The sequence below is a fragment of the Streptomyces sp. NPDC001532 genome, assembly GCF_040298625.1.
Lineage (GTDB): Bacteria > Actinomycetota > Actinomycetes > Streptomycetales > Streptomycetaceae > Streptomyces.
This window is the reverse complement of the sequence record NZ_JBEPAL010000026.1, coordinates 97,731-122,783: the sequence shown is the minus strand read 5'-3', so window position 1 is coordinate 122,783 and position 25,053 is coordinate 97,731. Positions and strand designations below refer to the sequence as shown.

Sequence of the window (25,053 nt, the reverse complement as noted above, 5' to 3'; positions counted from 1 at the left end):
GCGGTGGTGCTCAGCCCGAACAACGCGTTGTCGGTGTTCGCCCGTGACCTGGGTGGCCGGGTGACGCACACGTGGCAGCGCGGGGCGGAGGAGGGTCATGCGTGGCATCCGGGCTGGGTGGACATGGGGGGCGCGGTGCAAGGGCGGCCGACGGTGTTGGTGGGGCGTGATGGTGGCATGGTGCTCTTCGCCCGTGCGGCCGACGGCAGTCTGACGCATCGCTGGCAGACCGGCACCGGCGGTCCGTGGTCGGACTGGGCCGGCCTCGGTGGGCGGCTCTCCGACGATCCGTCCGTCGTCCTCAATCCGCACCACACGCTGTCGGTGTTCGGTCGTGATCCGGGTGGCCGGGTCACCCACACCTGGCAGCACGGCGCCGACGAGGGATTCGCCTGGCACCCGGACTGGGCCGACATGGAAGGCCACCTCGCCGACCCCGGCACCGAGACGGCGTCGGGTGCGGCGGACGCGCTGCTGATGTGAGGGCGAAGGGGGAGGGAGGTGCACGCCGCCGACCTGCGTACGGGAGCGGCGAAAGATGAGTACGGCGACTCAGGCGGCAGCCGCGCCCGCCGAACACGATGGAGCCCGACACATCGTCCGGACGGGAGATCGCTCATGCTCAGCCGTATCGCCGAGGTGCTGGTGCCCACTGTCGGCCGCCTCTCGGTGACCGCCCACCCCGCTGCGCGGTTCGCGCCCGGCAGCATCGTCGCCGCGAACCACACCTCCCTCGCGGACCCCGCCCTCGTCGTCGCCGCCCTGCGCCACCTGGGTGCCGAGCCCGTCATCATGGCGGCCGCGGGGCTGTGGCGGATCCCGCTGCTCGGCCGGATGCTCGCCCAGGAGGGCCACATCCCGGTCTTCCGGGGCGACCGGCGTGCCGCCGCCGCACTCGACGCGGCGGCGGACGCCCTGGAGCGCGGACGGCTGGTGCTCATCTACGCGGAAGGCGGCCTGCCGCGCCGCAAGGACGCCGTCGAGGCGGCCCCCGGCACCTTCCGCAGCGGTCTGGCCCGGCTCACCGAACTGACCGGCGCCCCCGTCGTCCCGGTGGGGCAGGCCGGCGCGCGCCGGGTCACCTCGGGAAGCGCCGTCAAGCAACTGGCAGGCCTGGCCACGGCACCGCTGCGCCGCCCCGCACTGCACGTCCACGTCGGAGCCCCGCTGGAACTGACCGGCGACCGCGCCGCCCGCACCGCGCACGCCCGGACGGCCGTCACGGCCGCGTGGCGCACCGCGGCGGCCCACCTGGGCGAGCCCGCGGCTCTCGCGGCGTAGGGCTCACCCGGACGCACGCTTCGCCGACGCCCCCTGGTCGCCGCGCACGCCCTCCGCACGAAGGCGAGCGGCGACCGCGGCGACCCCGGACCTCCGCAGCGCACGAGCCGGCCGCTCCATCTCCGGCCGCGTGCCGGAGTGTTCTCCGTCCAGCACCTGGCGCAGCACCGCCTTGGCGCTCGCCAGGTCCAGGCCGAGCTCGGCCCGCAGCACCCGCATGACGGTGACCCGGTCGACGGCAGGACCCTCGATCCGCAGCGTGGCGGGCCCGTGCACGAGGAGGATCCGCTCCCGCAGCTCGGCCGGCAGGTCGCCACCGCACACGGCCGCCGCGGAACCGCAGGCGGAGCAGGCCGACTCGACGTCCCAGCGCAAGCGGCCGTCCGTCAACGCCTGGACACCCCGGCACTCCGTCTCGTCGCCGCAGTCCCGGCACTCGGCGGAGTACCCCACGGACGCGTACACCGGCTGATCCATCGCCACCCCCCGGAGCGGTCAAGGTCAAGGGCGGTCTCGGCACCGTGTCTTCCCGTTCCCGCCGGTGGAACCGGTGGGAGAGTGGCCGCATGTGCGGTCGATACGCAGCCTCCCGCGGACCCGAGGATCTGGTGCGGCTCTTCCAGGTCACCGACTGGCGCCCCGAGGAGACGCTGGCACCGAGCTGGAACGTCGCCCCGACCGACGAGGTGTGGGCCGTGCTGGAGCGACCGCCGCGCGGCGCCGACGACGCCGCGCCGACGGAGCGGCAGCTGCGGCCGCTGCGATGGGGCCTGGTGCCGTCCTGGGCCCGGGACCCGAAGATCGGCGCGCGGCTGATCAACGCGCGGGTCGAGACCGTCCACGACAAGCCCGCCTTCCGCCGCGCGTTCGTCCGGCGCCGCTGTCTGCTGCCGGCCGACGGGTTCTACGAGTGGCAGCAGATCAAGGCCCCCGACACGGGCAAGCAACGCAAGCAGCCGTACTTCATCCACCCCGAGGACGACGAGGTGATGGCGCTCGCCGGGCTGTACGAGTACTGGCGCGACCCGCAGGTGCGGCGGGACGACGACCCGGCCGCCTGGCTGGTGACGTGCACCATCCTCACCACCGAGGCCACCGACGCGGCCGGCCGGGTCCACCCCCGGATGCCGCTCGCCCTGACACCTGATCACTACGACGCCTGGCTCGACCCACACCACCAGGACCCCGACGAGCTGCGCGCGCTGCTCACCCGGCCCGCCGACGGCCGTCTGGACGCCCGGCCGGTCTCGACGGCCGTGAACAGCGTCCGCAACAACGGCCCTCAGCTCCTCGACGAGATCGTCCTGTGACCCCGTGTCCGCTCCGGGGCCACTCCGGGCCCGGTCCGCACGCGGCGGTCAACAGAACGTTGTTCCATTGATCCGTTGATCTCTGGGATAGGGTGGCCGTATGGCCTCTGACGCTCAGGACGCCGCCCGCGGCAGACTCACCGCCCTCGCCGCGGACCCCACCGCCCCCTGGGCGCCGGCGCGTCGTCTGGAGGAGGACGCGGCACTGCTGGGGCGGTTGCTGACGGCCGCCGACCGTCATCAGCGGGACGACGGCCGGCACCCTGACGTGGCGGCCGACGACGTCGGCGCGGCACTCAGCCTGTTCGAGGAGATGCGCGTCGGCCTGGACCGGCTGGAGGCCCAGGTGGTGATGGAGGCCCGGCGCCGCGGCATGGACTGGCGGCAGATCGCCCGGCACCAGGGCCTGAACTCCTCTCAGGCCGCTTCACAGCGCTATCAGCGGCTGATGACCCGGCTCGAAGAGATCCGCCAAGGCGTCCGGTAGGAGAGCGGTGCAGAACATGACGGACCAGCCCGACGGACTGTTCGCCGCGGTCGACTCGCTGCTCGCCGCGGTGGACGGCGGCACCGTGCTGCCCGCTCCGGACGAGCGGGTGAGGCTGCGCGAGGCGGCCGGTCTGACCGAGGCCGCCGTCGCCCAGGCCCTCGGCGTGCGGGTGCCGAGCATCCAGGCGTGGGAGGCGGGCCGCGCCGAGCCGAGGGGCGAGCGCCGCGAGGCGTATCGCAGGCTCCTGGAGGGCCTTGCCGAGCGCTATCCCGCGCCCACGCCCGCCCCCGGGCCCGCCCCCGCGGCAACGCCCGCCCCCTCCGGCGCCCCCACACAGGACATCCCCGCGACGGACATCCCCGCGACGGACCTCTCCGCGACGGACACCCCCGCGTCGGAGCCCACCCCCACCCGGCCCCGCACCCCCTCACCGACCCGCACCCCCTCACCGACCCGCCACCGCCCCGCCGCCAGGACGTCGGCCCCCGCCGCCAGGACGTCGGCCCCCGGCGCGGAGTACGCGAACGGCCCGCTGCTCGTCGTCGACGTGGACGCCGACCGGCAGGTGACCGGCTACGGCGTCGGCGGACTGGTCCTCGACGTACCCGCCAAGTCGCTGCCCGCGCTCATCGAGTGGACGCTTGAAGAGGCGCGGCTCGGGGCGGCCCGGCTGCACGCGTCCGGGAAGGACGCCGACCCGCTGCTCGTCCTGACACGGGCCGCGCTGGAGCGGTACGGGCTCCCGGCGGCGCTGTCGGAGCAGGAGCGGCTCGCCGGGCGGCTCGGCGACGGCCACAAGGTCCTCAAGCAGCTCGAACGCGCGGACTGGCAGCTGACCCGGCGGGGCTTCGGACCGTGGGCGCGGATCTACCGGCCGGCCCAGGGCGGACGGCGCCGGTGCGTACAGCTGTGCGTCCCGTCCTGGAACGCCCTCGACGACCGCGCCTGGGGGCATGCCGCGCAGTTGCCGCCGGCGGAACTGGCCCGGGTGCTGGGCACCTACGCGCAGCGGGTGATGACACCGGTCGGATCGACCGCCGTCACCGGCCTGGAGCTGATGACCGCGCTCAACCCGCCCACGAAGGCGAGCGAGCCGGACGCGAACGGCCGGCGGCACTCCGAGCACCGGCCCGGCTCACTCGGCACCGACCCCCTCGACTGCGCGCCGTGCGAGGCTCCCGACGGCCATCCGCTGCTGGCGGGCCTGCCCCGGTTCCACCAGCGCGGCCCAGCCGAGATGCTGTTCGAGGAGGCGTACGACTGGGCGCGGGAGCTGACCGACGACGAGTGCATGAGGCGCTACCTGGTCGGCATCGACGTCAACCTCGCGTTCGGCGCGGCGGCCAACGGCGCGGTCGTCGGCCTGGCCTCGCCGCCCGTGCACGTCACGAACCCCGAGTTCGATCCGGCGGTGCCGGGAGCGTGGCTGGTCGACCTCTCGCACGTCGACCTCTCCCGCGTCGTCGTCGGCAAGCAGTGGCACCGGCTCGACGGCGACCTGCTGCCCAGCCCGTTCACCCCGACCGGTGAACGCCCCGAGGGCCCGGCCTGGTACGCGACGCCCACGGTGGCGTACGCGGTGGAGCTCGGCTACTCCGTCGCCCCGGTCGAGGCCTGGGTGCGCGCGGAGAAGGGCAAGTTCCTGGACGGCTGGTACAAGCGGCTGCGGAACGCGTACGTCGACACCATGGCGGACCTGGGCGTGGGGGAGAAGCTGTCGCCGGAGGAGTTCCTCGCGGCGATGGACGGCCACAAGCAGCGCGACCCGGAGCTGGCGATCGTCCTGAACGCCGTCAAGATGACCACGAAGGGCGGCATCGGGAAGCTGCGGGAGAAGGCGCGCGGTGGCGGCTGGCGGCCCGGCCAGTCGTGGCCGGCGCTCGCTCGTCCCACCTGGCGGCCCGACATCCGGGCCGCGGTGATCTCGCGGGCCCGGATCAACATGCACCGCAAGATGGTCAGCCTGGCCGCCGCCACCGGCCGCTACCCGGTGGCGGTCCTCTCGGACTGCGCCGTGTACGCCGCCGACGGACCGTCACCGCTGCACGTGCTGCCCTACGACGTGGACGGCAGGACGGTGCCCGGCAGTTTCCGGCTCGGCGTGTCCCCGGGGATGGTCAAGCACGAGGGCACGCAGACCACGCTGTGGGCGGAGGAAGTGCGCGAGCGGCACGGCCGGCTCCTCAACCTCGCCCGGTACGTCAAGACCGGTGAGGTCACCGCCAAGGACACCGGAGAGTAGAGGGGGAGGGGCCGATGGTCGCGGTCGGGGAAGGACTCGACAAGGCGGTGCAGGGCGCGTTCACCCGCCCGATCCCGAAGTCCGCGGGTGCCCGGATGCGCTACCTGGTCAGGCAGCACCAGGGCAGCACCAAGCGGGTCGCCCAGCTGCTCGGCATCACCCAGCGGACCGTCGAGCGGTACGTCAAGGACGAGATCAGGCGTCCCCGGAAGGATCTCGCCGGCCGGCTGGAGAGCGAGGTCCGCCGGCGGTGGCAGCCGCAGGTCCGCGCGCGGGCGAAGCGGGCCGCGGCGACCACCGACGGCATCATGATCGACACCCGTGCACGGTTCGGTTTCACCGCGGCGCCGGGCAGCACCGACGACGCCCGACTGCGCCATCTGACCCTCGCCCTGCCGCCCCGGCACGCCGCCCGCCTCTTCGAGGCGCGGGAGCGGGGCGCCACCGAGGACCAGCTGCGGCAGGCGGTCGCCGAGGCCCTGGGCGAGGTCTACTTCCGCGACAGCGGCCGTCGCGCGCACGGTCTGGAAGTGGAGCTGACCGATGTCGAACATCTGGAGTTCGACCTGTAGAGGCCGGCACCGTCCGCATGCGAGAAGGAAGCGCGGACCGCACCCTGGTGGCATGGCTGCCGATCGTCCCGTCGTCGTCTACCCGCCCGACGAGGAGGGCGGGCGCCGCGTGCGCGTCGACGGCGAGATCCTGGGCCGCGCCTACGGCCTCGGGGACATCACCGAGTTCCTTCGCCGGGCGGGCCTGGAGGACGTGGACGAGGCGTGGGTGCGCGGGTCCGGGCTGATCGAGTGGCGGGGCGGCGGCCCGGGCGTCTGGGAACACTGACCCGCTGACCCGCTGACCCGCTGACCCGCTGACCCGCTGACCCGCTGACCCGCTGACCGCTGACCGCTGACCGCTGACCCGACGACTGCCTCCCGCCGACTGCCTCCCGCCCTCCGCCCTCCGCCCTCCGCCTCCCGTCCCCACCCACCCACCCGTCCCCCGCGCGCCGCCGGTCCGTCCGGCCGACACGGCGAATCAGACGGGTTAAGTGGGTGAAGCCTGAGCCGGTGTCCGTCGTGCGGGGCATGCATGACGATCCCCGGCCGTTTCCGGCCGAGCTGTGACATCACGTGCTGGAGGCGAATGATGAACCCAAGGGCCGATCAGGCCGACCCCACGACCCACAAGGTCCCGGTACTCATCGTCGGCGGTTCCCTGGTCGGCCTGTCGACCTCGCTGTTCCTCGGACGACTGGGGGTGCCGCACATCCTCGTGGAGCGGCACGCGGGCACCTCGATCCACCCCCGCGGCCGAGGCAACAACGTCCGCACGATGGAGCTGTTCCGGGTGGCCGGCGCCGAGCCGGGGATCCGGCAGGCCGCCGCCACGCTGGCCGACAACCACGGCATCCTGCAGACCCCGAGCCTGGTCGGCGACGAGGGCGAGTGGCTGTTCCGGGACATCGACCCCGGCGGCGGCCTGGCCCGCTTCAGCCCCAGCTCATGGTGTCTGTGCAGCCAGAACGACCTCGAGCCGGTGCTGCTCGACCACGCCGCGGGGCTCGGCGGCGATCTGCGCTACGCCACCGAGATGATGTCGTTCGACCCCGACCCCGACGGTGTCACCGCCGTGGTGAAGAGCCGGGAGACGGGCGAGCACACCACCATCCGCGCCGACTACCTCGTCGCCGCCGACGGCCCCCGCAGCCCCGTCCGGGAGCAGCTCGGCATCGGCCAGAGCGGCCCCGGCGACCTGTTCCACAACATCAGCGTCACCTTCCGCTCCCGTCGCCTCGCCGACGTGGTGGGCGACCGCCGCTTCATCGTCTGCTACCTGACCGACCCGGAAGCGGACGGTGCGCTGCTGCCCGTCGACAACCGCGAGAACTGGGTCTTCCACGCCCCCTGGCACCCGGAACACGGCGAGACGCTGGAGGAGTTCACCGACGAGCGGTGCGTCGAGCACATCCGCCGCGCGGTCGGGAACATGGACATCGACGTGGAGATCACCGGCAGGGCACCCTGGCACGCCGCGCAGCGCGTCGCCCGCAGCTACCGCTCCGGCCGGGTCTTCCTCGCCGGCGACTCGGCGCACGAGATGTCCCCGACCGGCGCCTTCGGCTCCAACACCGGTATCCAGGACGCCCACAACCTCGCCTGGAAGCTGGCCGCCGTCCTCGGCGGCTGGGCGGGCGAGGGCCTGCTGGACACGTACGACGCCGAGCGCCGCCCGGTGGCGGAGGCGACCAGTGCCCGGGCCGCCGCCCGCTCGGTCGAGCACAGCCACCCCGGTTTCGCCCCGCCCCCCGGCGCCGGCGGTGGCGGCGGCCCCCAGCGCGGCATCCTCAACGTCGCCCTCGGCTACCGCTACCCGCACGGCGCCGTGGTCGGCACCGACCCCGCGAGCCCGGTCGTCCCGGAGAGCCTGGACCTGACGGGTCAACCTGGCACCAGAGCACCGCACTTGTGGCTGCGGCGCCAGGGTCAGCGGGTGTCGTCCCTCGACCTCTACGAGCGCTCGCTGGTGCTGCTCAGCGACGCCTCGGACCCGAGCGGGTGGCACAAGGCAGCCGTCCGTCTCGCCGAGGAGATGTCCGTGCCGCTGACCTCCTACCGGGTGGGCGCCGGACCCGAGGCCGACCTGACGCCCGCGGACGACGCGGACTGGGCCGCCGTGCACGGCACGACCCCGGCAGGCGCCGTCCTGGTGCGCCCCGACGGGTTCGTCGCCTGGCGGTCGCCTGGCTCGGTGCCCGACGCCGAAGCGGTACTGCGCCAGGTGCTGACCGCGGTCCTGGCGGCCGCCTGACCTCCCCGCGGCGCGGTCCCCGCCCCAGCCGCCCGAGCAGCACCCCAGAGCCGTCCGTGAGACGGCAGCCGGCCGGTCTCGTCGCCCCCGCGACGGGCCGGCCGGTGTCATGTCGTCAGACGGCCCGTGAGGGGCCGTCACGAGCGCCTGGACGCAAAGCCGGACGTGACCTCAGTTCCGGGAAGGGCCGCCGGAATTGACGGGACGGCGGAGCCGGTTCCCACGAGTGGCGGGTCCGTTCACCCGACTGATCGTCCTGAGTAGCGGCGGGCGCCGGACTGGCTGACGGTTGACCACGTCGGGGCCGAGTCAAGCCAGCTGACCAAGAGGTAGCTGCTCGGCCGTCGACGGAAGGAATGTCTGATGCGCTCTGCTCGCATGCTTCTCGCCACCGGGGCGGCTTCCGCTGCCCTCGCCCTCGGCGCCCTCGGTGCCACCGGCGCCCACGCGGTCGGCTCGGACCACGAGGACTCCTCCTACAGCCAGGAGGAGAGCAAGGAGAACGGCTCCGAGAACGGCAAGGAGAACGGCTCCGAGCACGGCAAGGAGAACGGCTCCGAGCACGACAAGGAGAACGGCTCGGAGAACAGCAAGGACGAGGACTACAACAAGGACGAGGACTACAACAAGGACGAGGAGGACTACAACAAGGACGAGGACTACAACAAGGACGAGGACTACAACAAGGACGAGGACTACAACAAGGACGAGGAGGACTACGGCAAGGAGCACGAGAAGGACTCCTACGAGTCCCCGCGTGGTGGCGTGCACACCGGTGGCGGTGCGCTGGCCCTGATCAACGAGGGCGACTGGAGCAAGGACTCGGGCTCCTCGAAGGAGAGCGAGCACGGTTCGGGCTACAGCAAGGACAGCGAGCACGAGTCCGGCTACAGCAAGGACAGCGGGACCAAGGAGTCCTGGGGCAGCGACCACGACAAGCCCCGCGGCGGTATGCACACCGGTGGCGGCGCCCTGTCCGCTCCGAACATGACCGCGGGCGGGCTCGCCGTCCTGGCGGTCGCCGGAACCGGTCTGTACGCGGTGCGCCGTAGGAAGACGGCCGGAAGCGCGGTCTGATCCATGCCGGACGCGATAGCCGCCGCGGCCGCCACGCGCGAGCCGCGTGGCGGCCCCGGTCGGCCCGCCCGGTACCCCGTCCGCTTTGCTGCCGTGCCCTAGTGAGGTGGTTTCCGATGGCAGCTGGTCCGCCTACTCCCGCTGACGACGAACTGGACGCGCCCGAGCAGGGGTCCCGCTCCGGCGCGATGGTGATGTGCGCCGTCGCCGCTCTGGTTCTGGTCATGAGTCTCGTCGGCGGCCAGGACACGACGCCCGGCTCCCGGGCGCCGCAGGCCGCTTCGGCCGGCGCCTCGGCGTCGTCGGAGGGCGGGTCGGCGCAGCCCGCCGACACATCGGCCCCGTCCGCAGGACGGCCGCCGACGAAGCGTCTTCCGAGATCGAAGCCCGTGCGGCTGCTCATCCCGAAGATCTCGGTCGACGCGCCCTTCACGGACCTCGCCATCGGCCCCTCGGGGCAACTGGAGCCCCCGCCCGCGGCCGACACCAACCTCGTCGGCTGGTACGCCAAGGGACCCTCCCCGGGGGAGATCGGTACGTCGGTGATCGCCGGACACGTCGACACGGCGACGTCCCCCGCCGTCTTCGTGGGCCTCGGCGAACTGGAGGAGGGCGACGTCTTCCACGTCAGACGAGCCGACGGACGCAAGGCGTCGTTCGAGGTCGACGACGTGGAGACGTTCGAGAAGGACGACTTCCCCGACGAACGGGTGTACGGCGACTCCTCCAGGCCCGAGGTCCGGCTCATCACCTGTGCGGGTGAGTACGACCGCAAGGTACGGGACTACACGGAGAACCTCGTCGTCTTCGCCCACCTCGTCTGAGGGGACGCCCTCGTCCTTCGCTCCGCACAACCCGCTGCGCGGCCGGTCACCCGCGTAGTTCATACGAGTCGCGCTCTTCACAGGTCGGGCACAGGATCGAGGAACGCTGACGTCGACTCACCGTGACCGAACCACACCCCGCCCTCGCCGAAGGAGATGTGCGCAGGATGACCACCACGTCCGAACGTGTTTCGGGATCGCTGACACGACAGATCTCGCAACGTGTCTCCCAGTCCGTGTTCGACGGCTCCAGGCTCCGTGTCGTCCTGCTGGTGGACGTCTACGACGGCGCACAGCAGCAGTTCCTGGAGGCCTACGAGCAGCTGTGCAACCAGGTCGCGTCCGTCCCCGGGCACGTCAGCGACCAGCTGTGCCAGTCCATCGAGAACCCCTCGCAGTGGCTCATCACCAGTGAGTGGGAGAGCGCCCCGCCGTTCCTCACCTGGGTGAACAGCGAGGAGCACGTGCGGATGGTGGCACCGCTGCACGACTGCGTCCGCGACACCAGGTCGCTGCGCTTCCACGTGGTCCGCGAGACCGGCGGCCCCGCAGCGGAGCCGAACGCCGGACAGCGCCGGCTCCAGGCGTCGCCGCGCATCGGTGACGGCGTCATCCGCCACGCGCTCACCTTCACCGTCAAGCCCGGCAGCGAGGAGGCCGTCGCCAAGATCCTCGCCGGCTACGCCTCGCCGGAGCCGCGGGTCGACGACACCACCCGCCTGTGCCGCACCTCCCTGTTCATGCACGGCAACCGCGTGGTGCGGGCCGTCGAGGTGCGCGGCGACCTGCTCGCGGCGCTGCGCCACGTCGCCCGGCAGCCCGAGGTGCGCGCCGTCGAGGAGGCCATCAACCCTCACCTCGAGCAGCAGCGCGACCTCGACGACCCGGCGTCCGCCCGCGCCTTCTTCACCCGGGCCGCCCTGCCCGCCGTACACCATGTGACGGCGGGCCAGGAGACCCCGGACGCGGTGCGCCACGCCCTGTACTACCCGGCCCGCGAAGGGTGCGCCATGCGGCTGGCGGAACTCCTCGCCCGGCACGACGAGGCGGCGGCGGACGACCCGAAGGGCCCGGTGCTGCGCAGCACCATCTTCCAGAGCGAGGACGTCGTGATGCGGCTGATCGACGTGCACGGCGGGCTCGACGCCGACCCCGGCGCGGTGCTCGGTCTCAGCGACCGCGCCCAGGCCGCCGAACTCACGGCGCTCCTCGACGCCGAAGCCCTCGGCGTCGATGCCGCCGCGCTGAAGGACGGCGACCCCGCCCGCCTTCTCACACTCGCCCGTATGGAACTCGTCACCGACCGCCGCGCACCCGAAGAAGCCTGAGCCCACGCCCTGGCTGCAGCGGCCGAGCCGCCGTGTCGACACGGCGCCTGATCCGGAGGAAAGTCGTGATCAATCCCAGAATCGTGCATCTGAGCGAGGTAGAGCCCAACACCAGGCGCGGTGGCGACCTGCGCGCCATGCTCACTCCCGCCACGGTCGGCTCCACCAGCGGCTTCATGGGCGTGGCCATCGTGCAGCCCGGCGACCGCATCGGTGAGCACTACCACCCGTACTCCGAGGAGTTCATCTATGTGGTGTGCGGGCAGCTGGAGGTGGACCTGGACGGCGAACCCCACCCGCTGCAGCCCGAGCAGGGGCTGATGATCCCCGCCTACATGCGGCACCGCTTCCGCAACGTCGGCAACGTGGAGGCCCGCATCGTCTTCCACCTGGGCCCGCTGGCGCCCAGCCCGCCCCTCGGCCATGTCGACACCGAGGAGACCGACGGCCTTCCCGTCGGCGCGGAGATGAACGTGGGCGGCGTGCCGGCGGCCGAGCGTACGCAGGTCCGGTCATGATGACCCGGCGCGTGGCGGTCACCGGTATAGGCATTGTCGCCCCGGGCGGTATCGGCGTACCGGCCTTCTGGGAGCTGCTGTCCCAGGGCCGTACCGCGACGCGGGGCATCACCTTCTTCGACCCGTCCGGGCTGCGCTCCCGGATCGCCGCCGAATGCGACTTCGACCCGGCGGCCCACGGCCTGGATCCCGCGGAGGCCGAACGCTGCGACCGGTACATCCAGTTCGCCCTGGTCGCCGGCGAGGAAGCGGTACGCGACTCCGGACTCGACCTCGCCAAGGAGAACCCTTGGCGGGTCGGGGTCTCCCTGGGCACCGCGGTCGGCGGCACCACCCGGCTGGAGCACGACTACGTCCTGGTCAGCCATGGCGGCAAGCGCTGGGACGTGGACCACCGGGAGGCGGAGCCGAACCTGCACCGCGCCTTTTCGCCCAGCACCCTCGCCTCCACGGTGGCGGAGCGGTTCGGGGCGTGCGGACCGGTGCAGACCGTCTCCACCGGCTGCACCTCCGGGCTCGACTCGATCGGGTACGCCTTCCACACCATCGAGGAGGGCCGGGCCGACGTGTGCATCGTCGGCGCCTCGGACTCGCCGATCTCGCCGATCACGATGGCGTGCTTCGACGCGATCAAGGCGACCTCCCCGAACAACGACGACCCGGCCCACGCGTCGCGCCCCTTCGACGCCGACCGCAACGGGTTCGTCATGGGTGAGGGCGGTGCCGTGCTCGTCCTGGAGGAGCTGGAACACGCCCGGGCCCGTGGGGCGCGCGTGTACTGCGAGGTCGGCGGCTACGCCACCTTCGGCAACGCCTACCACATGACCGGTCTGACCAGCGAGGGCCTGGAGATGGCGCGGGCCATCGAGCTGGCACTCGACCACGCCCGGCTCGACGGCACCGACATCGACTACGTCAACGCGCACGGGTCGGGCACCCAGCAGAACGACCGCCATGAGACGGCCGCGGTCAAGCGGGCCCTGGGACAGCACGCCTACGACACACCCATGAGCTCCATCAAGTCCATGGTGGGTCACTCCCTCGGCGCGATCGGATCGATCGAGGTCGTCGCCTGTGTGCTGGCCCTCGCCCACCAGGTCGTACCGCCCACCGCGAACTACGAGACCCCGGACCCCGAGTGCGACCTGGACTACGTGCCGCGCGTCGCCCGTGAGCGACGGCTGAACAGCGTGCTCTCCGTGGGCAGCGGGTTCGGCGGCTTCCAGTCCGCGGTGGTCCTGAACCGGCCGAGGGAGAAGACACGATGAGCGAACCACATCGGCGGCGCGCGGCCGTCACCGGTATCGGAGTGGTCGCGCCCAACGGAACCACCACCGAGACCTTCTGGAAGTCCACCAAGGAGGGCATCAGCGTCCTGGACCGCGTCACCCGGGACGGGTGCGAGGACCTGCCGCTGCGGATCGCCGGTGAGATCCGGGAGTTCGACCCGTCGGCGGCGATCGAGGAGCGCTTCCTCGTCCAGACGGACCGGTTCACGCACTTCGCGATGGCCGCCGCCGACCTCGCCCTCGACGACGCCCGCCTGCCCCGGTCCGACACCGACGGTTCTCCGTTCTCCGTCGGCGTGGTGACCGCGGCCGGCTCCGGCGGCGGCGAGTTCGGCCAGCGCGAGCTCCAGCAACTGTGGGGCAAGGGCAGCCGCTTCGTCGGGCCGTACCAGTCCATCGCCTGGTTCTACGCGGCCAGCACCGGCCAGATCTCCATCCGCCGCGGCTTCAAGGGGCCGTGCGGCGTGGTCGCCGCCGACGAGGCCGGGGGCCTGGACGCCCTGGCACACGCGGCGCGGGCCGTGCGGCGCGGCACCGAGGTGATCGTGGCCGGGTCGACGGAGGCGCCGCTGGCTCCCTACTCGGTGGTCTGCCAGCTCGGTTACCAGGAGCTGAGCACCGTCGACGACCCGTCCCGCGCCTACCGCCCGTTCACCTCGGCGGCTTGCGGTTTCGTGCCGGCCGAGGGCGGCGCCATGCTCGTGGTCGAGGACGAGGAATCGGCCCGGGAGCGGGGCGCGCAGGTGCGGGCCTTCGTCGCGGGGCACGCGTCGACGTTCACCGGCGCCTCCCGCTGGGAGCAGTCCCGCGAGGGGCTGGCCCAGGCCGTCCGGGGCGCCCTGGACGAGGCCGGCTGCGCCCCCGAGGAGATCGACGTGGTCTTCGCGGACGCCCTCGGCGTCCCCGACGCCGACCGTGCCGAGGCGCTGGCCATCGCCGACGTCCTCGGCGCGCACGGCCGTCGGGTGCCCGTCACGGCGCCGAAGACCGGCATCGGCCGGGGCTACTGCGCCGCGCCGGTGCTGGACGCCGCGGCGGCCGTTCTCGCCATGGAGCAGGGCTGTGTCCCACCCACCCCCAATGTCTTCGACATCTGCCATGACCTCGACCTGGTGACGGGCGCGGCGCGGGTCGCCGAGGTGCGCACGGCGCTGGTCCTCAGCCGGGGCCTCATGGGGTCGAACTCGGCGCTGGTGCTTCGGCACGGCACCACCGACGCCTCGCAGTGAGACGTCGCGGAGCAAAGGAGAAAACGCATGAGTGACCGAATCACCGTGGAAGAGCTGGCCGAGCTCATGAAGAAGGCCGCCGGAGTCACCGTCCCCGCGCCGGAGCTCCAGCAGCAGCAGGATTCCGGCTTCGACTCCTTCGGCGTCGACTCGCTGGGGCTGCTCGGTATCGTCGGCGAGCTGGAGAACCGTTACGGCACGCCGATGCCGCCCGACGCGGAGCGCTCCAAGACCCCGCGCCAGTTCCTGGACCTCGTCAACAGCGCGCTGCTGGCGGGGGCCTGAGATGGCCGGCCACACGCAGAACGAGATCGTCATCGCCGCACCGGTCGACCTCGTCTGGGACATGACCAACGACGTGGCGGGCTGGCCGCAGCTGTTCAGCGAGTACGCCTCCGTCGACATCCTGTCCCAGGAGGGGAACAAGACCACCTTCCGGCTCACCATGCACCCCGACCAGGACGGCAAGGTGTGGAGCTGGGTCTCGGAGCGGGAGGCCGACCGCGAGACGCTGTCCGTCACGGCCCGCCGCGTCGAGACGGGGCCCTTCGCGTACATGAACATCCGCTGGCAGTACAAGCAGGTGCCCGAGGGCACCCGGATGACGTGGACGCAGGACTTCGAGATGAAGCCCGACGCGCCGGTCGACGACGACTGGATGACGGACAACATCAACCGGAACTCCAAGGTGCAGATGGCCCTGATCCGGGACCGCATCGAGCAGGCCGCCGCGGAGCGCGAGCCCGTGCCGAGCCTGACCGACTGAGCGGGACGGAGAACCGGACGATGCACCAGGCACTGATCGTCGCCCGTATGGCCCCGGGCTCCGCGCAGGACATCGCCAAGGTGTTCGCGGAGTCGGACAGCGGAGAACTCCCGCACCTCATCGGGGTCACCGGGCGCAGTCTGTTCCAGTTCGGTGATGTGTACCTGCACCTCATCGAGTCCGAGCGGGACCCGGGACCCGCCATCGCCAAGATGGTCGGGCACCCCGAGTTCAAGGACATCAGCGAGCGCCTCTCGGCGTACGTCAGCGCGTACGATCCCGAGACCTGGCGGTCGCCGAAGGACGCGATGGCGCACTGCTTCTACCGCTGGGACCGGGACGCCACCGGCTGAACCGCCCAGCCCCACGCCAGCCGCCGGACACGCGAGGTGAGCGTGCCCGGCGGCCGGCGTCGTACGGCGCTGCCTCACCGGCGGGCGCTGCCACCCGGGACGGTGCAGTCGAACGCGTGCAGATAGGCGTTGACCGGACGCATGTCGTCGATGTCCAGGCCCGCGGCGGTGAGCCGGCCGACCATGCTCTCGGTGGTGTGCTTGGCCCCACCGACGTTGAGCAGCAGCAGCAGGTCCATGGCGGTGCTGAACCTCATCGAGGGGGTGTCGTCGACCAGGTTCTCGATGACCACGACCCGCGCTCCGGGGCCGCCCGCCGCGATGACGTTGCGCAGTGCCCGGGCGGTGCTGTCGTCGTCCCACTCCAGGATGTTCTTGATGATGTACACATCCGCCTGGACGGGGATGTCCACGCGGCAGTCGCCCGGCACGATCCGGACCCGGTCCGCGAGCGCGCCTCCCGGACGCAGCCGGGGATCGGCGTTCTCCACCACGCGCGGCAGGTCGAGCAGGGTGCCGTGCAGCGACGGGTACTTCTCCAGCAGGCTCGCCACCACATGCCCCTGGCCGCCGCCGATGTCGGCGACCGACTTGCTCCCCGACAGATCGAGGAACTCGGCGACCTCCCGCGCGGACTGCGTGCTGGAGGTCGTCATGGCGCGGTTGAAGACGTCGGCCGACTCCGGGGCGTCCTCGTTGAGGTAGGTGAAGAACTCCTTGCCGTACAGGTCCTCCACGACGTTGCGGCCGGTGCGCACCGCCTCGTCCAGCTTGGGCCACGCGTCCCAGGTCCACGGCTCGGTGCACCACAGGGTGATGTAGCGCAGGCTGTGCGGGTCGTCCTCGCGCAGCAGCCGGGACATGTCGGTGTGCGCGAACGTCCCGTCCTGCTGCTCGGCGAAGACGCCGTAGCAGGAGAGGGCCCGCAGCAGCCGACGCAGTGGCTGGGGCTCGGTCTTCACCGCGGACGCGAGGTCCTCCACGGCCATCGGGGTGGCGCCGAGCGCGTCGGCCACCCCCAGCCGGGCGGCCGCGCGGAGGGCGGCGGCACACGCCGCCCCGAACACGAGCTCCCTCAGCCGCATGGGCGGCGCAGGGGCGGTCTCTGCGGTCGTCATGTGCCGCCTTCCTTCCTTGCAGGGTGGTGCGGACGGTCCGCCGGGCGGCTCAGCACAGGCCCGCGGGCCGAGACGCCTGGCAGGTGTTGCCTTCGAAGGTGTTGCTCACACCGCTGTCCACGTCGACGAGGTCGGCCGGGGCGTTGTTCCCCAGCGTGTTGTCGCTGATCCGGTTCCGCTCGCCGGAGGCGCCGACGATGCTCTTGAACAGGACGATGCCGCCCGACATCGGCGACTCGCCGGCGTGGTCGCGGACCACGTTCCGCGTGATCAGGGTGTCCTCGGTGCCGGTCAGGACGATGCCGGAGCCCTGGATGGCGTCCAGGCGGGCGGTCGCCGGGCAGGACTTGTTGTTGCGCACGATGTGGTTGTCGCGCACGGTGAGGGCGCCGGCCCGCGGCTTGTTCTCGTCACCGACGAGGAACACACCCGCGCAGTTGCCGGTCGCGTGGTTGCCGGAGACGGTCAGGTTGCGCAGCCGGCGGACGGTGACGCCGATCCGGTTGCCCTCCAGCCGGTTCTTCTCCACCACGGTGCCCCGGGTGTCCAGGGCGCCTTCCTCGGCGCTGATCGTGTTGGCGAGGAACAGGCCCGCGTCACCGTTGTCCCGGGCCGTGTTCTTGCGCAGCACGCTGCGGATCGAACGCTCCTGGGCGATACCCCACACGCCGTTCTTCACCGCCGTCACGTCGTGCACGGTCAGCCCGTCCGTCGAGACCGCGGACACCCCGGACTTGGCGAAGCCGGTCACCGTCAGGGAGGCGACGGTGACGTCCCGGACGGCGCGGTCCTTGGTCCCCTCCACACAGATGCCGTTGCCGCTCGCGGCACAGGCGTCGGCCGCCTTGTCCGCGCTCGGCCTGATCACGGTGTCGCGGCCCATGCCCCGCAGGCTCAGCCCGGACGTCGTCACCTTGACACTCTGGTGGTAGGTGCCGGTGGTCACGAGCACGGTGTCGCCGGGCTTCGCGGCGTCCACGGCCTCCTGGATGGATTCCCCCGGGAAGACCAGGTGGGTCTCGGGCACGGCGATCGGCGGAGCCGCGCCGAGCCCCACCCCCATCAGCGCGGCGGTGCACGCCAGATACGCGATATGGCATTTCGTCATATTCCGCACGGTATGACCAGATGGGTCGCGGACGTGCCGGATGCGCCATCCGACGGCGTGTCCCACGCCCGCAGGGCAGGCCGGACCGCTCGCGGTCAGTCCCGCGGACGGGCGCGATCCCGCTCCCTGGCCCGCAGGATCTCGACGGTGCGCTCGCACCAGTCGAGGTTGCCCCGTTCGAAGGCGAGGCCCCGGGTGCAGGTCAGATAGGGGCCGATGCGGCGGCCGTGGCGCAGGAAGTCCTCCTCCGCGCGGTCGCCGCGCATGGTGTGCAGCAGTTCCTCGAACAGCTCGATCCTGGCCCGGGCGAAGGCGGCTCGTGCGGTGAGCTGGTCGATCAGGGCCCGGGTGTCGACATGGTCGACGGCCTGCACCTTGACCAGGAGGTCGTCGCGGATGGCGGACGGCTTGGCGGAGGCGGACGCGAAGCGCTCCAGCTCCGCGAGGCCGGCGTCGGTCACATGGAACAGACGCTTGTTGGGGCGGCTCTCCTGCACGACCTCCCGGCCGGCGACGAACCCCTCCTTCTCCAGCCGGCTCAGCTCCGCGTAGAGCTGCTGCGGCTGGGCGTGCCAGAAGTTCGCCACGCCCAGGTCGAACGCCTTCGCCAGCTGGTAGCCGCTGAGCTCGCCGTCGAGCAGGGCCGCCAGCACGGCGTGCCGTAGTGCCATCGGACCGCTTCCCTCCTGCCCCTGTCGGCGTGTGCACCACCCATGATAGTCATGAAAATGACTACTCATATTCATGACTATGGAGGCTGGGCAGCATGACCACCGCAGACCGTTTCCGCGCCGCCGTCGACCACCGCGACCTCGCCGCTCTCGACGACCTCTTCACCGACGACATCCGCCTCTACAGCCCGGTGAAGTTCACCCCGTTCGAGGGCAAGCCGATGGTGATGGGCCTCTTCGGCGTCCTGCTGCGCACGTTCGAGGACTTCCGCTACATCGGCCAGTACGCGGGCGAGGCGCAGACCAGCGCCGACGGCACCTCGGCGCCGTCCGAGATCCTGCTGTTCCGCGCCACGGCCGGCGGCAAGGAGATCCACGGCGTAGACCTGCTGCACTTCGACGACGAAGGGCGGATCAAGGAGTTCACGGTCATGGTCCGGCCGCAGTCCGCCGTCCACGCCCTCGGCGAAGCCGTGCTCGCCGGGCTGGCCGCGGACGGCCTCGTACCGACCTCGGCCGATCGGTAGGACACGCGCCGCCGCGCGCCGTGGCGGGCGACGCGGTGGACCGGCCAGGAGGGACACCGCGGCGGCGCGGCCTCACCGCCGCGGGCTGTCCGGAGGAACCGGAACCCGGGCGCTCCCGCGCTCCCGCTTCACCGGGCTCGACTTCAAGGACGACGGCGACTGTCCGATGCTCGAGATCAACCGCCAGGGCCGCCCAGAGGGGCCTGCTCGGACCGGGACACGACGAAGGCCCCCACCGACGGGTGGGGGCCTTCGTGCGGAGCGCCGGCCACGACTTGAACGTGGTCCTGCCCCCTGGAAGGGGACTGTGCGACGGTTACACCTCCGGCGCTTGACGGGCAGCGCCGCTGCTCAGGCTGCCCGACACCTCGACAGTACGCACCGCCGCGGCGGCCGGCCACCGCAACGAGCGGCAGACGGGTGACGTGTCGCCCGGTTCACCTGGGTGGCCCAGGAGCGGTTGCCAGGGCGGAAGGTGTCCGTCGGCGGTGGGCTCAGTTCCCGCCGCGCGCCCTGCGGCCGGTACGCGCGACGCGTGGGCGGTCGCCGGCGTCGAGGGGGCCGGAGTACCCCACCGTGCCGAGGCTGAGCAGGACATGGCGCTCGGCGACCTCCTCGGCGGTCAGCGGACCCTCGGCCCGGTACCAGTTGGCCACGCCCTGGCACATGATGAGGACCGCCCGCACGGCGTCGGCCGGGATGGGTGTGGTGAAGGCTCCTTCGCGGATCCCGGCCTGGACGGTGTCGAGCAGCATGTGCTGCAGGTAGTCGCGCAGAGCCACGTACCGGGCGCGGTTCTCGGGTTCCAGGCTGCGGATCTCGGTGTCGAGGAAGGCCAGGCCCTTGCGGTTGGCCATGTAGAGCACGATCGACTCCACCATGCCGCAGAAGCGGGGCAGCGGTTCCTCGCCGGCCTCGGCGGCGGCGGCCCGGCAGCGGTCCAGGACGTCCTTCATGGACGTCTCCAGGAGTGTGGTGAGCAGGGCCTGCTTGTTCTCGTAGTGGTAGTAGAGGGCGGGCACGGTGACGCCGACCCGGCCGGCTATGTCCCGCACCGAAGTGCCGTGGTAGCCGTGCTCGTTGAACGCCTCCATGGCGTGCAGCAGGATCGGGTGCAGGTCGAGCGGGCCGTACGAGCGCCAGTGTGGTGCGGGAGCGGCGGTGACGCGGCTCGGTTCGGTGCTCAACGGCTCTCCTCCGACGGCTGGACGACGGGGACATCGTAGGTCCTCCACGGCGGTTCACGCACCGGTTGGTCGCTTATCGATCGCTCAGTGGCTGTCGAGCGGATCGTCAATAAACAGCTCCGTCACAGGCGTTGACCATCTCGTGTTGCGCTCCTACGGTCTTAGCGAACGCTCAGTAAGTACCCGATCCCCTTGCGGAGAGGACCCGATGAGCCCGACGAGTGATGCCCCGGCGGCCGGCCCCCGCCCGACGACCACGGCCGGCGACCGCGCCGGTCCGCTGGCCGGAGTGCGCGTGGTGGAGCTGGCGGGCATCGGCCCCGCCCCCTTCGCCGCGATGCTCCTCGCCGACCTGGGCGCGGACGTCGTCCGCGTCGACCGGCCCAGCCCGTCCCCGGTCGGTATCGCCCCCGCGCAGGACCTGGCCAACCGCAACAAGCGGTCCGTCCTCGTCGACCTGAAGACGCCAGGGGGACCCGGCACCGTGCGGGCACTCGCCGCGCGCGCCGAAGTCCTCGTCGAGGGCTACCGACCCGGCGTCGCCGAACGCCTCGGGGTGGGACCGGGGGACTGCCTCGCCGTCAACCCGGCGCTGGTGTACGGCCGGATGACCGGCTGGGGCCAGCACGGACCGCTGGCGCCGCGGGCGGGACACGACATCGGCTACATCGCCACCGCGGGCGCCCTCGGACTGATCGGCCCCGCCGACGGCCCGCCCGTCGTCCCCCTCAACCTGCTCGGCGACTACGCGGGCGGTTCCCTCTACCTGGTGGCCGGCGTGCTCGCCGCGCTGCTCACGGCCCGCGCCTCCGGCCGCGGACAGGTGGTGGACGCCGCGATCGTCGACGGCACCGCGCACCTCACCACCGTCGTCCGGGGCATGCTCGCCGCCGGGGGATGGCGTGCCGAGCGGGGCCGCAATCTGCTCGACGGAGGCTGCCCCTACTACACCGTCTACGAGACCGCGGACGGCGGCTGGATGGCCGTGGGCGCGCTGGAGCCGCAGTTCTACCGCGAGTTCGTCCGGGTTCTCGGTGTGCCGGGCGAGGAACTGCCGGACCGGGACGACCCGCGCGACTGGCCGGAGCTGCGCGCCAGGTTCGCGGCACGCTTCCGGACGGCGAGCCGCGAGGCCTGGACGGCTCTCTTCGAGGGCACCGACGCCTGCGTGGCGCCCGTGCTGTCGCTGCACGAGGCGGCCGGCCATCCGCATCTGGCCGGGCGCGGCACCTTCACCGAGGCGCACGGTCTCACCCAGCCCGCCGTCGCTCCCCGCTTCTCCGAAACCCCCGGCGCGCTCCGCCTGCCCCCCGCCGAGCCCGGAGCCCACACCGAGGAAGTGGCCCGCGACTGGGCGGTCCCCGAACTCACCGCCGCGAAGTCCGCCCCGGCCGGGGCGGCGAAGGACGCCGACTGATGGAACTCTCCACGCCCCTCACCTACGCCGGCAATCCGCGCACCGCCGCGGACCGGGCCGCCGCACTGGAACAGGCCGGGCTCGACGCCGTCTGGGTGGCCGAGGCCTACGGCTTCGACTCGCCGACGATCATGGGATATCTCGCCGCCCGCACGGACCGGATGAAGATCGGCTCCGCCATCCTCAACGTCTACTCCCGCACTCCCGCACTGCTCGCCCAGACCGCCGCCGGACTGGACGCCCTCACCGGCGGACGCGCCCTGCTGGGCATCGGCGCCTCCGGACCGCAGGTCGTCGAGGGCTGGCACGGCCGCCGCTACGACAAGCCCCTCGGCCGGACCCGCGAGGCCATCGAACTGGCCCGGCGCATCTGGCGCCGCGAAGTGATCGAGCACCACGGCATCACCGACCTGCCGCTGCCCCCGGAGAAGGGTGGCACCCTCGGCAAACCGCTGAAACTGCTCACCCACCCGGTCCGCGACACCATCCCCGTCTACGTCGCCGCGCTCGGCCCGGCCAACGTCCGGATGACCGCCCAACTGGCCGACGGCTGGCTGCCGTTCCTCTACGCGCCGGAGCACGCGGACAAGGTGTGGGGCAAGGCCCTGGCGGAAGGCGCGGCGCTGCGCGACCCGGCACTCGGACCGCTGTCCGTCGTGGCGGGCGGGCTGCTCGCGATCGGCGAGGACGCCGAGGCGGTCCGCGACCTGATGCGGCCCACCATCGCGCTCTACGTCGGCGGCATGGGCGCGCCCGGCCGCAACTTCTACTACGACCTCGTCTGCTCCTACGGCTACGAGGCCGAGGCCGCCGCCGTCCAGGAGCACTACCTGGCCGGCCGGAAGAGACAGGCGGAGGCCGCCGTCCCGGCGGGGCTGTGCGAACTGGTCTGCCTGGCCGGACCGGAGGGCTATGTGCGCGACCGCGTCGAGGCCTTCCGGGAGTCGGGCGTGACCATGCTCAACATCACGCCCGCCGGCCCGGATCCGGCCCGGCTCGTCGAACGCGTCAAAGGCTGGCTGTGAACAACCCGCCGCCCCGCATCCCACCCACCCGGAGACGACATGAAGCGTGACCTCTACGGCCCCGAGCACGAAGCCTTCCGCGAGACCGTGCGCACCTTCCTCACCAAGGAGGTGGCCCCGCACCACGAGCAGTGGGAGAAGGACGGAGTCGTCGACCGCGAGGTGTGGCGGTCGGCGGGCCGGCAGGGCCTGCTCGGGCTCGCCGTGCCCGAGGAGTACGGCGGCGGAGGCAGCGACGACTACCGCTACAGCGCCGTCCTCATCGAGGAGTTCGCCCGCGCCGGCGCCTCCGGGCTCGCGCTCAGCCTGCACAACGACATCGTCGGCCCCTACCTCACCCGGCTCACCACCGACGAACAGAAACAGCGCTGGCTGCCCGGCTACACCACGGGTGACATCGTCACGGCCATCGCCATGACCGAACCGGGCGCGGGCTCCGACCTCCAGGGCATCCGCACCACCGCCGTCGACCAGGGCGACCACTACCTGCTCAACGGCGCCAAGACCTTCATCTCCAACGGCGTCCTCGCCGACCTGGTGATCGTCGTCGCCCGCACCACCCCCGAGGGCGGCAGCGCCGGCCAGAGCCTGCTGGTCGTGGAGCGCGGCATGGCGGGCTTCGAGCGCGGCCGCAACCTCGACAAGATCGGGCAGAAGGCGCAGGACACCGCCGAGCTGTTCTTCCACGACGTGCGCGTGCCGAAGGAGAACCTGCTCGGCGAGGAGAACCGGGCGTTCACCTACCTGATGGCCAACCTCGCCCAGGAGCGGCTGGCCATCGCCGTCGGCGCCGCCGCCGCCACCGAGGCCGTACTGGACCTGACGACGCGCTACGTGAAGGAGCGCGAAGCCTTCGGCCGGCCGCTGGCCAAGCTCCAGCACGTGCGCTTCGAGATCGCCGAGATGGCCACCGAGGCGGCCGTCACCCGCAGCTTCATGGACCGCTGCATCGCCGAGCACAGCCGCGGCGAACTCGACGCCGTGCACGCCTCGATGGCCAAGTGGTGGGCGACCGAACTGGAGAAGCGGGTCGCCGACCGCTGTCTCCAACTGCACGGAGGCTACGGCTACATGACGGAGTACCGGGTCGCCAAGGCCTTCGTCGACGGACGCATCCAGACGATCTACGGCGGGACCACCGAGATCATGAAGGAGATCATCGGCCGCTCCCTGCTCGGTTGAGCGCCCCCGCCCCCGCACCGCACCCCTCATCCGGAAGGCACCGATGGTGACCAGTGAAGCGTATGTGTACGAGGCGATCCGCACCCCGCGCGGACGCGGCAAGGCAGGCGGCGCCCTGCACGGAGTCAAGCCCGTCGACCTCGTCGTCGGCCTGATCGACGAGGTCCGCCGCCGTTTCCCCGGCCTCGATCCGGCGGCCGTCGACGACATCGTGCTCGGTGTCGTCAGCCCCGTCGGGGACCAGGGCGCCGACATCGCGCGGACCGCCGCGCTCGCCGCCGGCCTGCCCGACACCGTGGCCGGCGTCCAGGAGAACCGCTTCTGCGCCTCGGGCCTGGAAGCCGTCAACCTGGCCGCCGCCAAAGTGCGTTCGGGCTGGGAGGACCTGGTCCTGGCGGGCGGCGTGGAGTCCATGTCCCGCACCCCGATGGGCAGCGACGGCGGCGCCTGGGCGCAGGACCCGCTGACCAACCACGACACCGGCTTCGTCCCGCAGGGCATCGGAGCCGACCTCATCGCCACCCTGGAGGGCTTCACCCGCCGCGACGTCGACGAGTACGCAGCCCGCTCCCAGGCCCGCGCCGCCGAGGCGTGGAAGGACGGCCGCTTCGACCGGTCCGTCGTCCCCGTCCGCGACCGCAACGGAATGCTCGTCCTCGACCGGGACGAGCACCTGAGGCCCGGCACCACCGCCGACAGCCTCGCCGCGCTCAAGCCGTCCTTCGCGACGGCCGGCGAGGCCGGCGGGTTCGACGCGGTGGCCCTGCAGAAGTACCACTGGGTGGAGAGGATCGACCACGTCCACCACGCGGGCAACTCCTCCGGCATCGTGGACGGCGCCGCCCTCACCCTGATCGGCTCCGCCGCGGCCGGCGAACGGTACGGACTGCGGCCCCGGGCCCGGATCGTGTCGGCCGCCGTCTCCGGCGCCGATCCCACCATCATGCTCACCGGGCCCGCGCCCGCCTCCCGCAAGGCCCTCGCCAAGGCGGGGCTGACGGTCCAGGACATCGACCTGGTCGAGATCAACGAGGCGTTCGCCGCGGTCGTCCTGCGCTTCGTCAAGGACCTCGGCCTAGACCCGGAGAAGGTCAACGTCAACGGCGGTGCCATCGCCATGGGCCACCCCCTCGGCGCGACCGGCGCCATGATCCTCGGCACGCTCGTGGACGAACTGGAGCGCCGCGAACTGCGCCACGGCCTCGCGACCCTCTGCGTCGGCGGCGGCATGGGCATCGCCACCGTCGTGGAACGCCTCTGAGCGCCGGCCCGCGCTCCCCAACCCCGGCCCGTCCACACCCCT

The 25,053-nt window shown here is 72.2% G+C and carries 27 protein-coding genes; 22 read left to right on the top strand and 5 right to left on the bottom strand.

Annotation, left to right across the window (positions count from 1 at the left end):
* Both ABT232_RS23610 and ABT232_RS23605 read left to right on the top strand, forming a co-directional pair.
* Positions 1 to 483 (top strand): DUF8189 domain-containing protein (locus ABT232_RS23610; protein ID WP_502975457.1); only part of this gene is annotated, 483 nt, incomplete at its 5' end.
* A gap of 135 nt (positions 484 to 618) precedes the next feature.
* The gene (locus tag ABT232_RS23605) at positions 619 to 1,281 is read left to right on the top strand and encodes a lysophospholipid acyltransferase family protein (RefSeq protein ID WP_351843023.1); all 663 of its coding nucleotides are present in this window, start codon (positions 619 to 621) and stop codon (positions 1,279 to 1,281) included.
* A gap of 3 nt (positions 1,282 to 1,284) precedes the next feature.
* Here the strand turns inward: ABT232_RS23605 and ABT232_RS23600 are convergent, their stop codons facing one another.
* On the bottom strand, positions 1,285 to 1,758 hold the full coding sequence (locus ABT232_RS23600; protein ID WP_351843021.1) for a hypothetical protein: 474 nt from the start codon (positions 1,756 to 1,758) through the stop codon (positions 1,285 to 1,287).
* Between the two features lie 89 nt (positions 1,759 to 1,847).
* On the opposite strand from ABT232_RS23600, the gene ABT232_RS23595 reads away from it, so the two are divergent.
* The 15 genes from ABT232_RS23595 to ABT232_RS23525 all read left to right on the top strand — a co-directional run bounded on the left by ABT232_RS23595 (position 1,848) and on the right by ABT232_RS23525 (position 15,515).
* A complete protein-coding gene (locus tag ABT232_RS23595; protein WP_351843020.1) occupies positions 1,848 to 2,591 on the top strand; it encodes an SOS response-associated peptidase in 744 nt (247 codons plus the stop codon).
* A 100-nt stretch (positions 2,592 to 2,691) separates the two neighbouring features.
* Positions 2,692 to 3,078, top strand: coding sequence for a hypothetical protein (locus ABT232_RS23590; protein WP_351843018.1), 387 nt, complete (start codon positions 2,692 to 2,694; stop codon positions 3,076 to 3,078).
* A 16-nt stretch (positions 3,079 to 3,094) separates the two neighbouring features.
* On the top strand, positions 3,095 to 5,323 hold the full coding sequence (gene tap, locus ABT232_RS23585) for a telomere-associated protein Tap (protein ID WP_351843016.1): 2,229 nt from the start codon (positions 3,095 to 3,097) through the stop codon (positions 5,321 to 5,323).
* A 14-nt stretch (positions 5,324 to 5,337) separates the two neighbouring features.
* Entirely contained in the window at positions 5,338 to 5,895 is a 558-nt protein-coding gene (gene tpg, locus ABT232_RS23580) for a telomere-protecting terminal protein Tpg (RefSeq protein WP_351843014.1), read from the top strand.
* A gap of 52 nt (positions 5,896 to 5,947) precedes the next feature.
* A complete protein-coding gene (locus ABT232_RS23575) occupies positions 5,948 to 6,163 on the top strand; it encodes a hypothetical protein (RefSeq protein WP_351843012.1) in 216 nt (71 codons plus the stop codon).
* 306 nt (positions 6,164 to 6,469) lie between these two features.
* A complete protein-coding gene (locus ABT232_RS23570) occupies positions 6,470 to 8,131 on the top strand; it encodes an FAD-dependent oxidoreductase (protein ID WP_351843039.1) in 1,662 nt (553 codons plus the stop codon).
* Positions 8,132 to 8,494: 363 nt separating this feature from the next.
* Positions 8,495 to 9,208 (top strand): hypothetical protein, encoded by a 714-nt coding sequence (locus ABT232_RS23565; RefSeq protein WP_351843010.1) that lies wholly within the window; start codon positions 8,495 to 8,497, stop codon positions 9,206 to 9,208.
* Positions 9,209 to 9,324: 116 nt separating this feature from the next.
* On the top strand, positions 9,325 to 10,032 hold the full coding sequence (locus ABT232_RS23560; protein WP_351843008.1) for a class F sortase: 708 nt from the start codon (positions 9,325 to 9,327) through the stop codon (positions 10,030 to 10,032).
* Between the two features lie 167 nt (positions 10,033 to 10,199).
* Entirely contained in the window at positions 10,200 to 11,360 is a 1,161-nt protein-coding gene (locus tag ABT232_RS23555) for a SchA/CurD-like domain-containing protein (RefSeq protein ID WP_351843007.1), read from the top strand.
* A gap of 65 nt (positions 11,361 to 11,425) precedes the next feature.
* On the top strand, positions 11,426 to 11,878 hold the full coding sequence (locus ABT232_RS23550) for a cupin domain-containing protein (RefSeq protein WP_450872096.1): 453 nt from the start codon (positions 11,426 to 11,428) through the stop codon (positions 11,876 to 11,878).
* On the top strand, positions 11,878 to 13,146 hold the full coding sequence (locus tag ABT232_RS23545; RefSeq protein WP_351843035.1) for a beta-ketoacyl-[acyl-carrier-protein] synthase family protein: 1,269 nt from the start codon (positions 11,878 to 11,880) through the stop codon (positions 13,144 to 13,146). The genes ABT232_RS23550 and ABT232_RS23545 overlap by 1 nt, the downstream gene beginning before the upstream one ends.
* Positions 13,143 to 14,396 carry a ketosynthase chain-length factor gene (locus tag ABT232_RS23540; RefSeq protein WP_351843005.1) on the top strand — a complete coding sequence of 418 codons (1,254 nt, stop codon included), beginning with the start codon at positions 13,143 to 13,145 and terminating at the stop codon, positions 14,394 to 14,396. Before ABT232_RS23545 ends, ABT232_RS23540 begins: the two co-directional genes overlap by 4 nt.
* Positions 14,397 to 14,423: 27 nt before the next feature.
* Positions 14,424 to 14,681, top strand: coding sequence for an acyl carrier protein (locus ABT232_RS23535; protein WP_351843004.1), 258 nt, complete (start codon positions 14,424 to 14,426; stop codon positions 14,679 to 14,681).
* A 1-nt stretch (position 14,682) separates the two neighbouring features.
* Complete coding sequence (locus ABT232_RS23530) at positions 14,683 to 15,162, top strand: SRPBCC family protein (protein ID WP_351843002.1); 480 nt, start codon at positions 14,683 to 14,685, stop codon at positions 15,160 to 15,162.
* 20 nt (positions 15,163 to 15,182) lie between these two features.
* Positions 15,183 to 15,515, top strand: a complete 333-nt coding sequence (locus ABT232_RS23525; protein WP_351843000.1) for a TcmI family type II polyketide cyclase — start codon at positions 15,183 to 15,185, stop codon at positions 15,513 to 15,515.
* Positions 15,516 to 15,589: 74 nt separating this feature from the next.
* Here ABT232_RS23525 and ABT232_RS23520 read toward each other — a convergent pair whose 3' ends face one another.
* The 3 genes from ABT232_RS23520 to ABT232_RS23510 all read right to left on the bottom strand — a co-directional run bounded on the left by ABT232_RS23520 (position 15,590) and on the right by ABT232_RS23510 (position 18,412).
* Positions 15,590 to 16,633 carry a methyltransferase gene (locus ABT232_RS23520; RefSeq protein WP_351842998.1) on the bottom strand — a complete coding sequence of 348 codons (1,044 nt, stop codon included), beginning with the start codon at positions 16,631 to 16,633 and terminating at the stop codon, positions 15,590 to 15,592.
* A gap of 49 nt (positions 16,634 to 16,682) precedes the next feature.
* Entirely contained in the window at positions 16,683 to 17,741 is a 1,059-nt protein-coding gene (locus tag ABT232_RS23515) for a right-handed parallel beta-helix repeat-containing protein (RefSeq protein ID WP_351842996.1), read from the bottom strand.
* A gap of 95 nt (positions 17,742 to 17,836) precedes the next feature.
* The gene (locus tag ABT232_RS23510) at positions 17,837 to 18,412 is read right to left on the bottom strand and encodes a PadR family transcriptional regulator (protein ID WP_351842994.1); all 576 of its coding nucleotides are present in this window, start codon (positions 18,410 to 18,412) and stop codon (positions 17,837 to 17,839) included.
* Positions 18,413 to 18,507: 95 nt separating this feature from the next.
* On the opposite strand from ABT232_RS23510, the gene ABT232_RS23505 reads away from it, so the two are divergent.
* Positions 18,508 to 18,939: a nuclear transport factor 2 family protein gene (locus ABT232_RS23505; protein ID WP_351842992.1), complete on the top strand. Its 432-nt coding sequence runs from the start codon at positions 18,508 to 18,510 to the stop codon at positions 18,937 to 18,939.
* 494 nt (positions 18,940 to 19,433) lie between these two features.
* Here the strand turns inward: ABT232_RS23505 and ABT232_RS23500 are convergent, their stop codons facing one another.
* Positions 19,434 to 20,126 (bottom strand): TetR/AcrR family transcriptional regulator, encoded by a 693-nt coding sequence (locus ABT232_RS23500; RefSeq protein WP_351842990.1) that lies wholly within the window; start codon positions 20,124 to 20,126, stop codon positions 19,434 to 19,436.
* A 208-nt stretch (positions 20,127 to 20,334) separates the two neighbouring features.
* Here ABT232_RS23500 and ABT232_RS23495 point away from each other — a divergent pair, with 208 nt between their 5' ends.
* The 4 genes from ABT232_RS23495 to ABT232_RS23480 are packed head-to-tail and all read left to right on the top strand — an operon-like array spanning position 20,335 to position 25,011.
* Positions 20,335 to 21,543: a CaiB/BaiF CoA transferase family protein gene (locus tag ABT232_RS23495; RefSeq protein WP_450872095.1), complete on the top strand. Its 1,209-nt coding sequence runs from the start codon at positions 20,335 to 20,337 to the stop codon at positions 21,541 to 21,543.
* A complete protein-coding gene (locus ABT232_RS23490; RefSeq protein ID WP_351842988.1) occupies positions 21,543 to 22,568 on the top strand; it encodes an LLM class F420-dependent oxidoreductase in 1,026 nt (341 codons plus the stop codon). The genes ABT232_RS23495 and ABT232_RS23490 overlap by 1 nt, the downstream gene beginning before the upstream one ends.
* A gap of 39 nt (positions 22,569 to 22,607) precedes the next feature.
* Positions 22,608 to 23,750: an acyl-CoA dehydrogenase family protein gene (locus ABT232_RS23485; RefSeq protein ID WP_351842987.1), complete on the top strand. Its 1,143-nt coding sequence runs from the start codon at positions 22,608 to 22,610 to the stop codon at positions 23,748 to 23,750.
* A 46-nt stretch (positions 23,751 to 23,796) separates the two neighbouring features.
* On the top strand, positions 23,797 to 25,011 hold the full coding sequence (locus ABT232_RS23480) for an acetyl-CoA C-acetyltransferase (RefSeq protein WP_351843031.1): 1,215 nt from the start codon (positions 23,797 to 23,799) through the stop codon (positions 25,009 to 25,011).
* Positions 25,012 to 25,053: the final 42 nt, after the last annotated feature.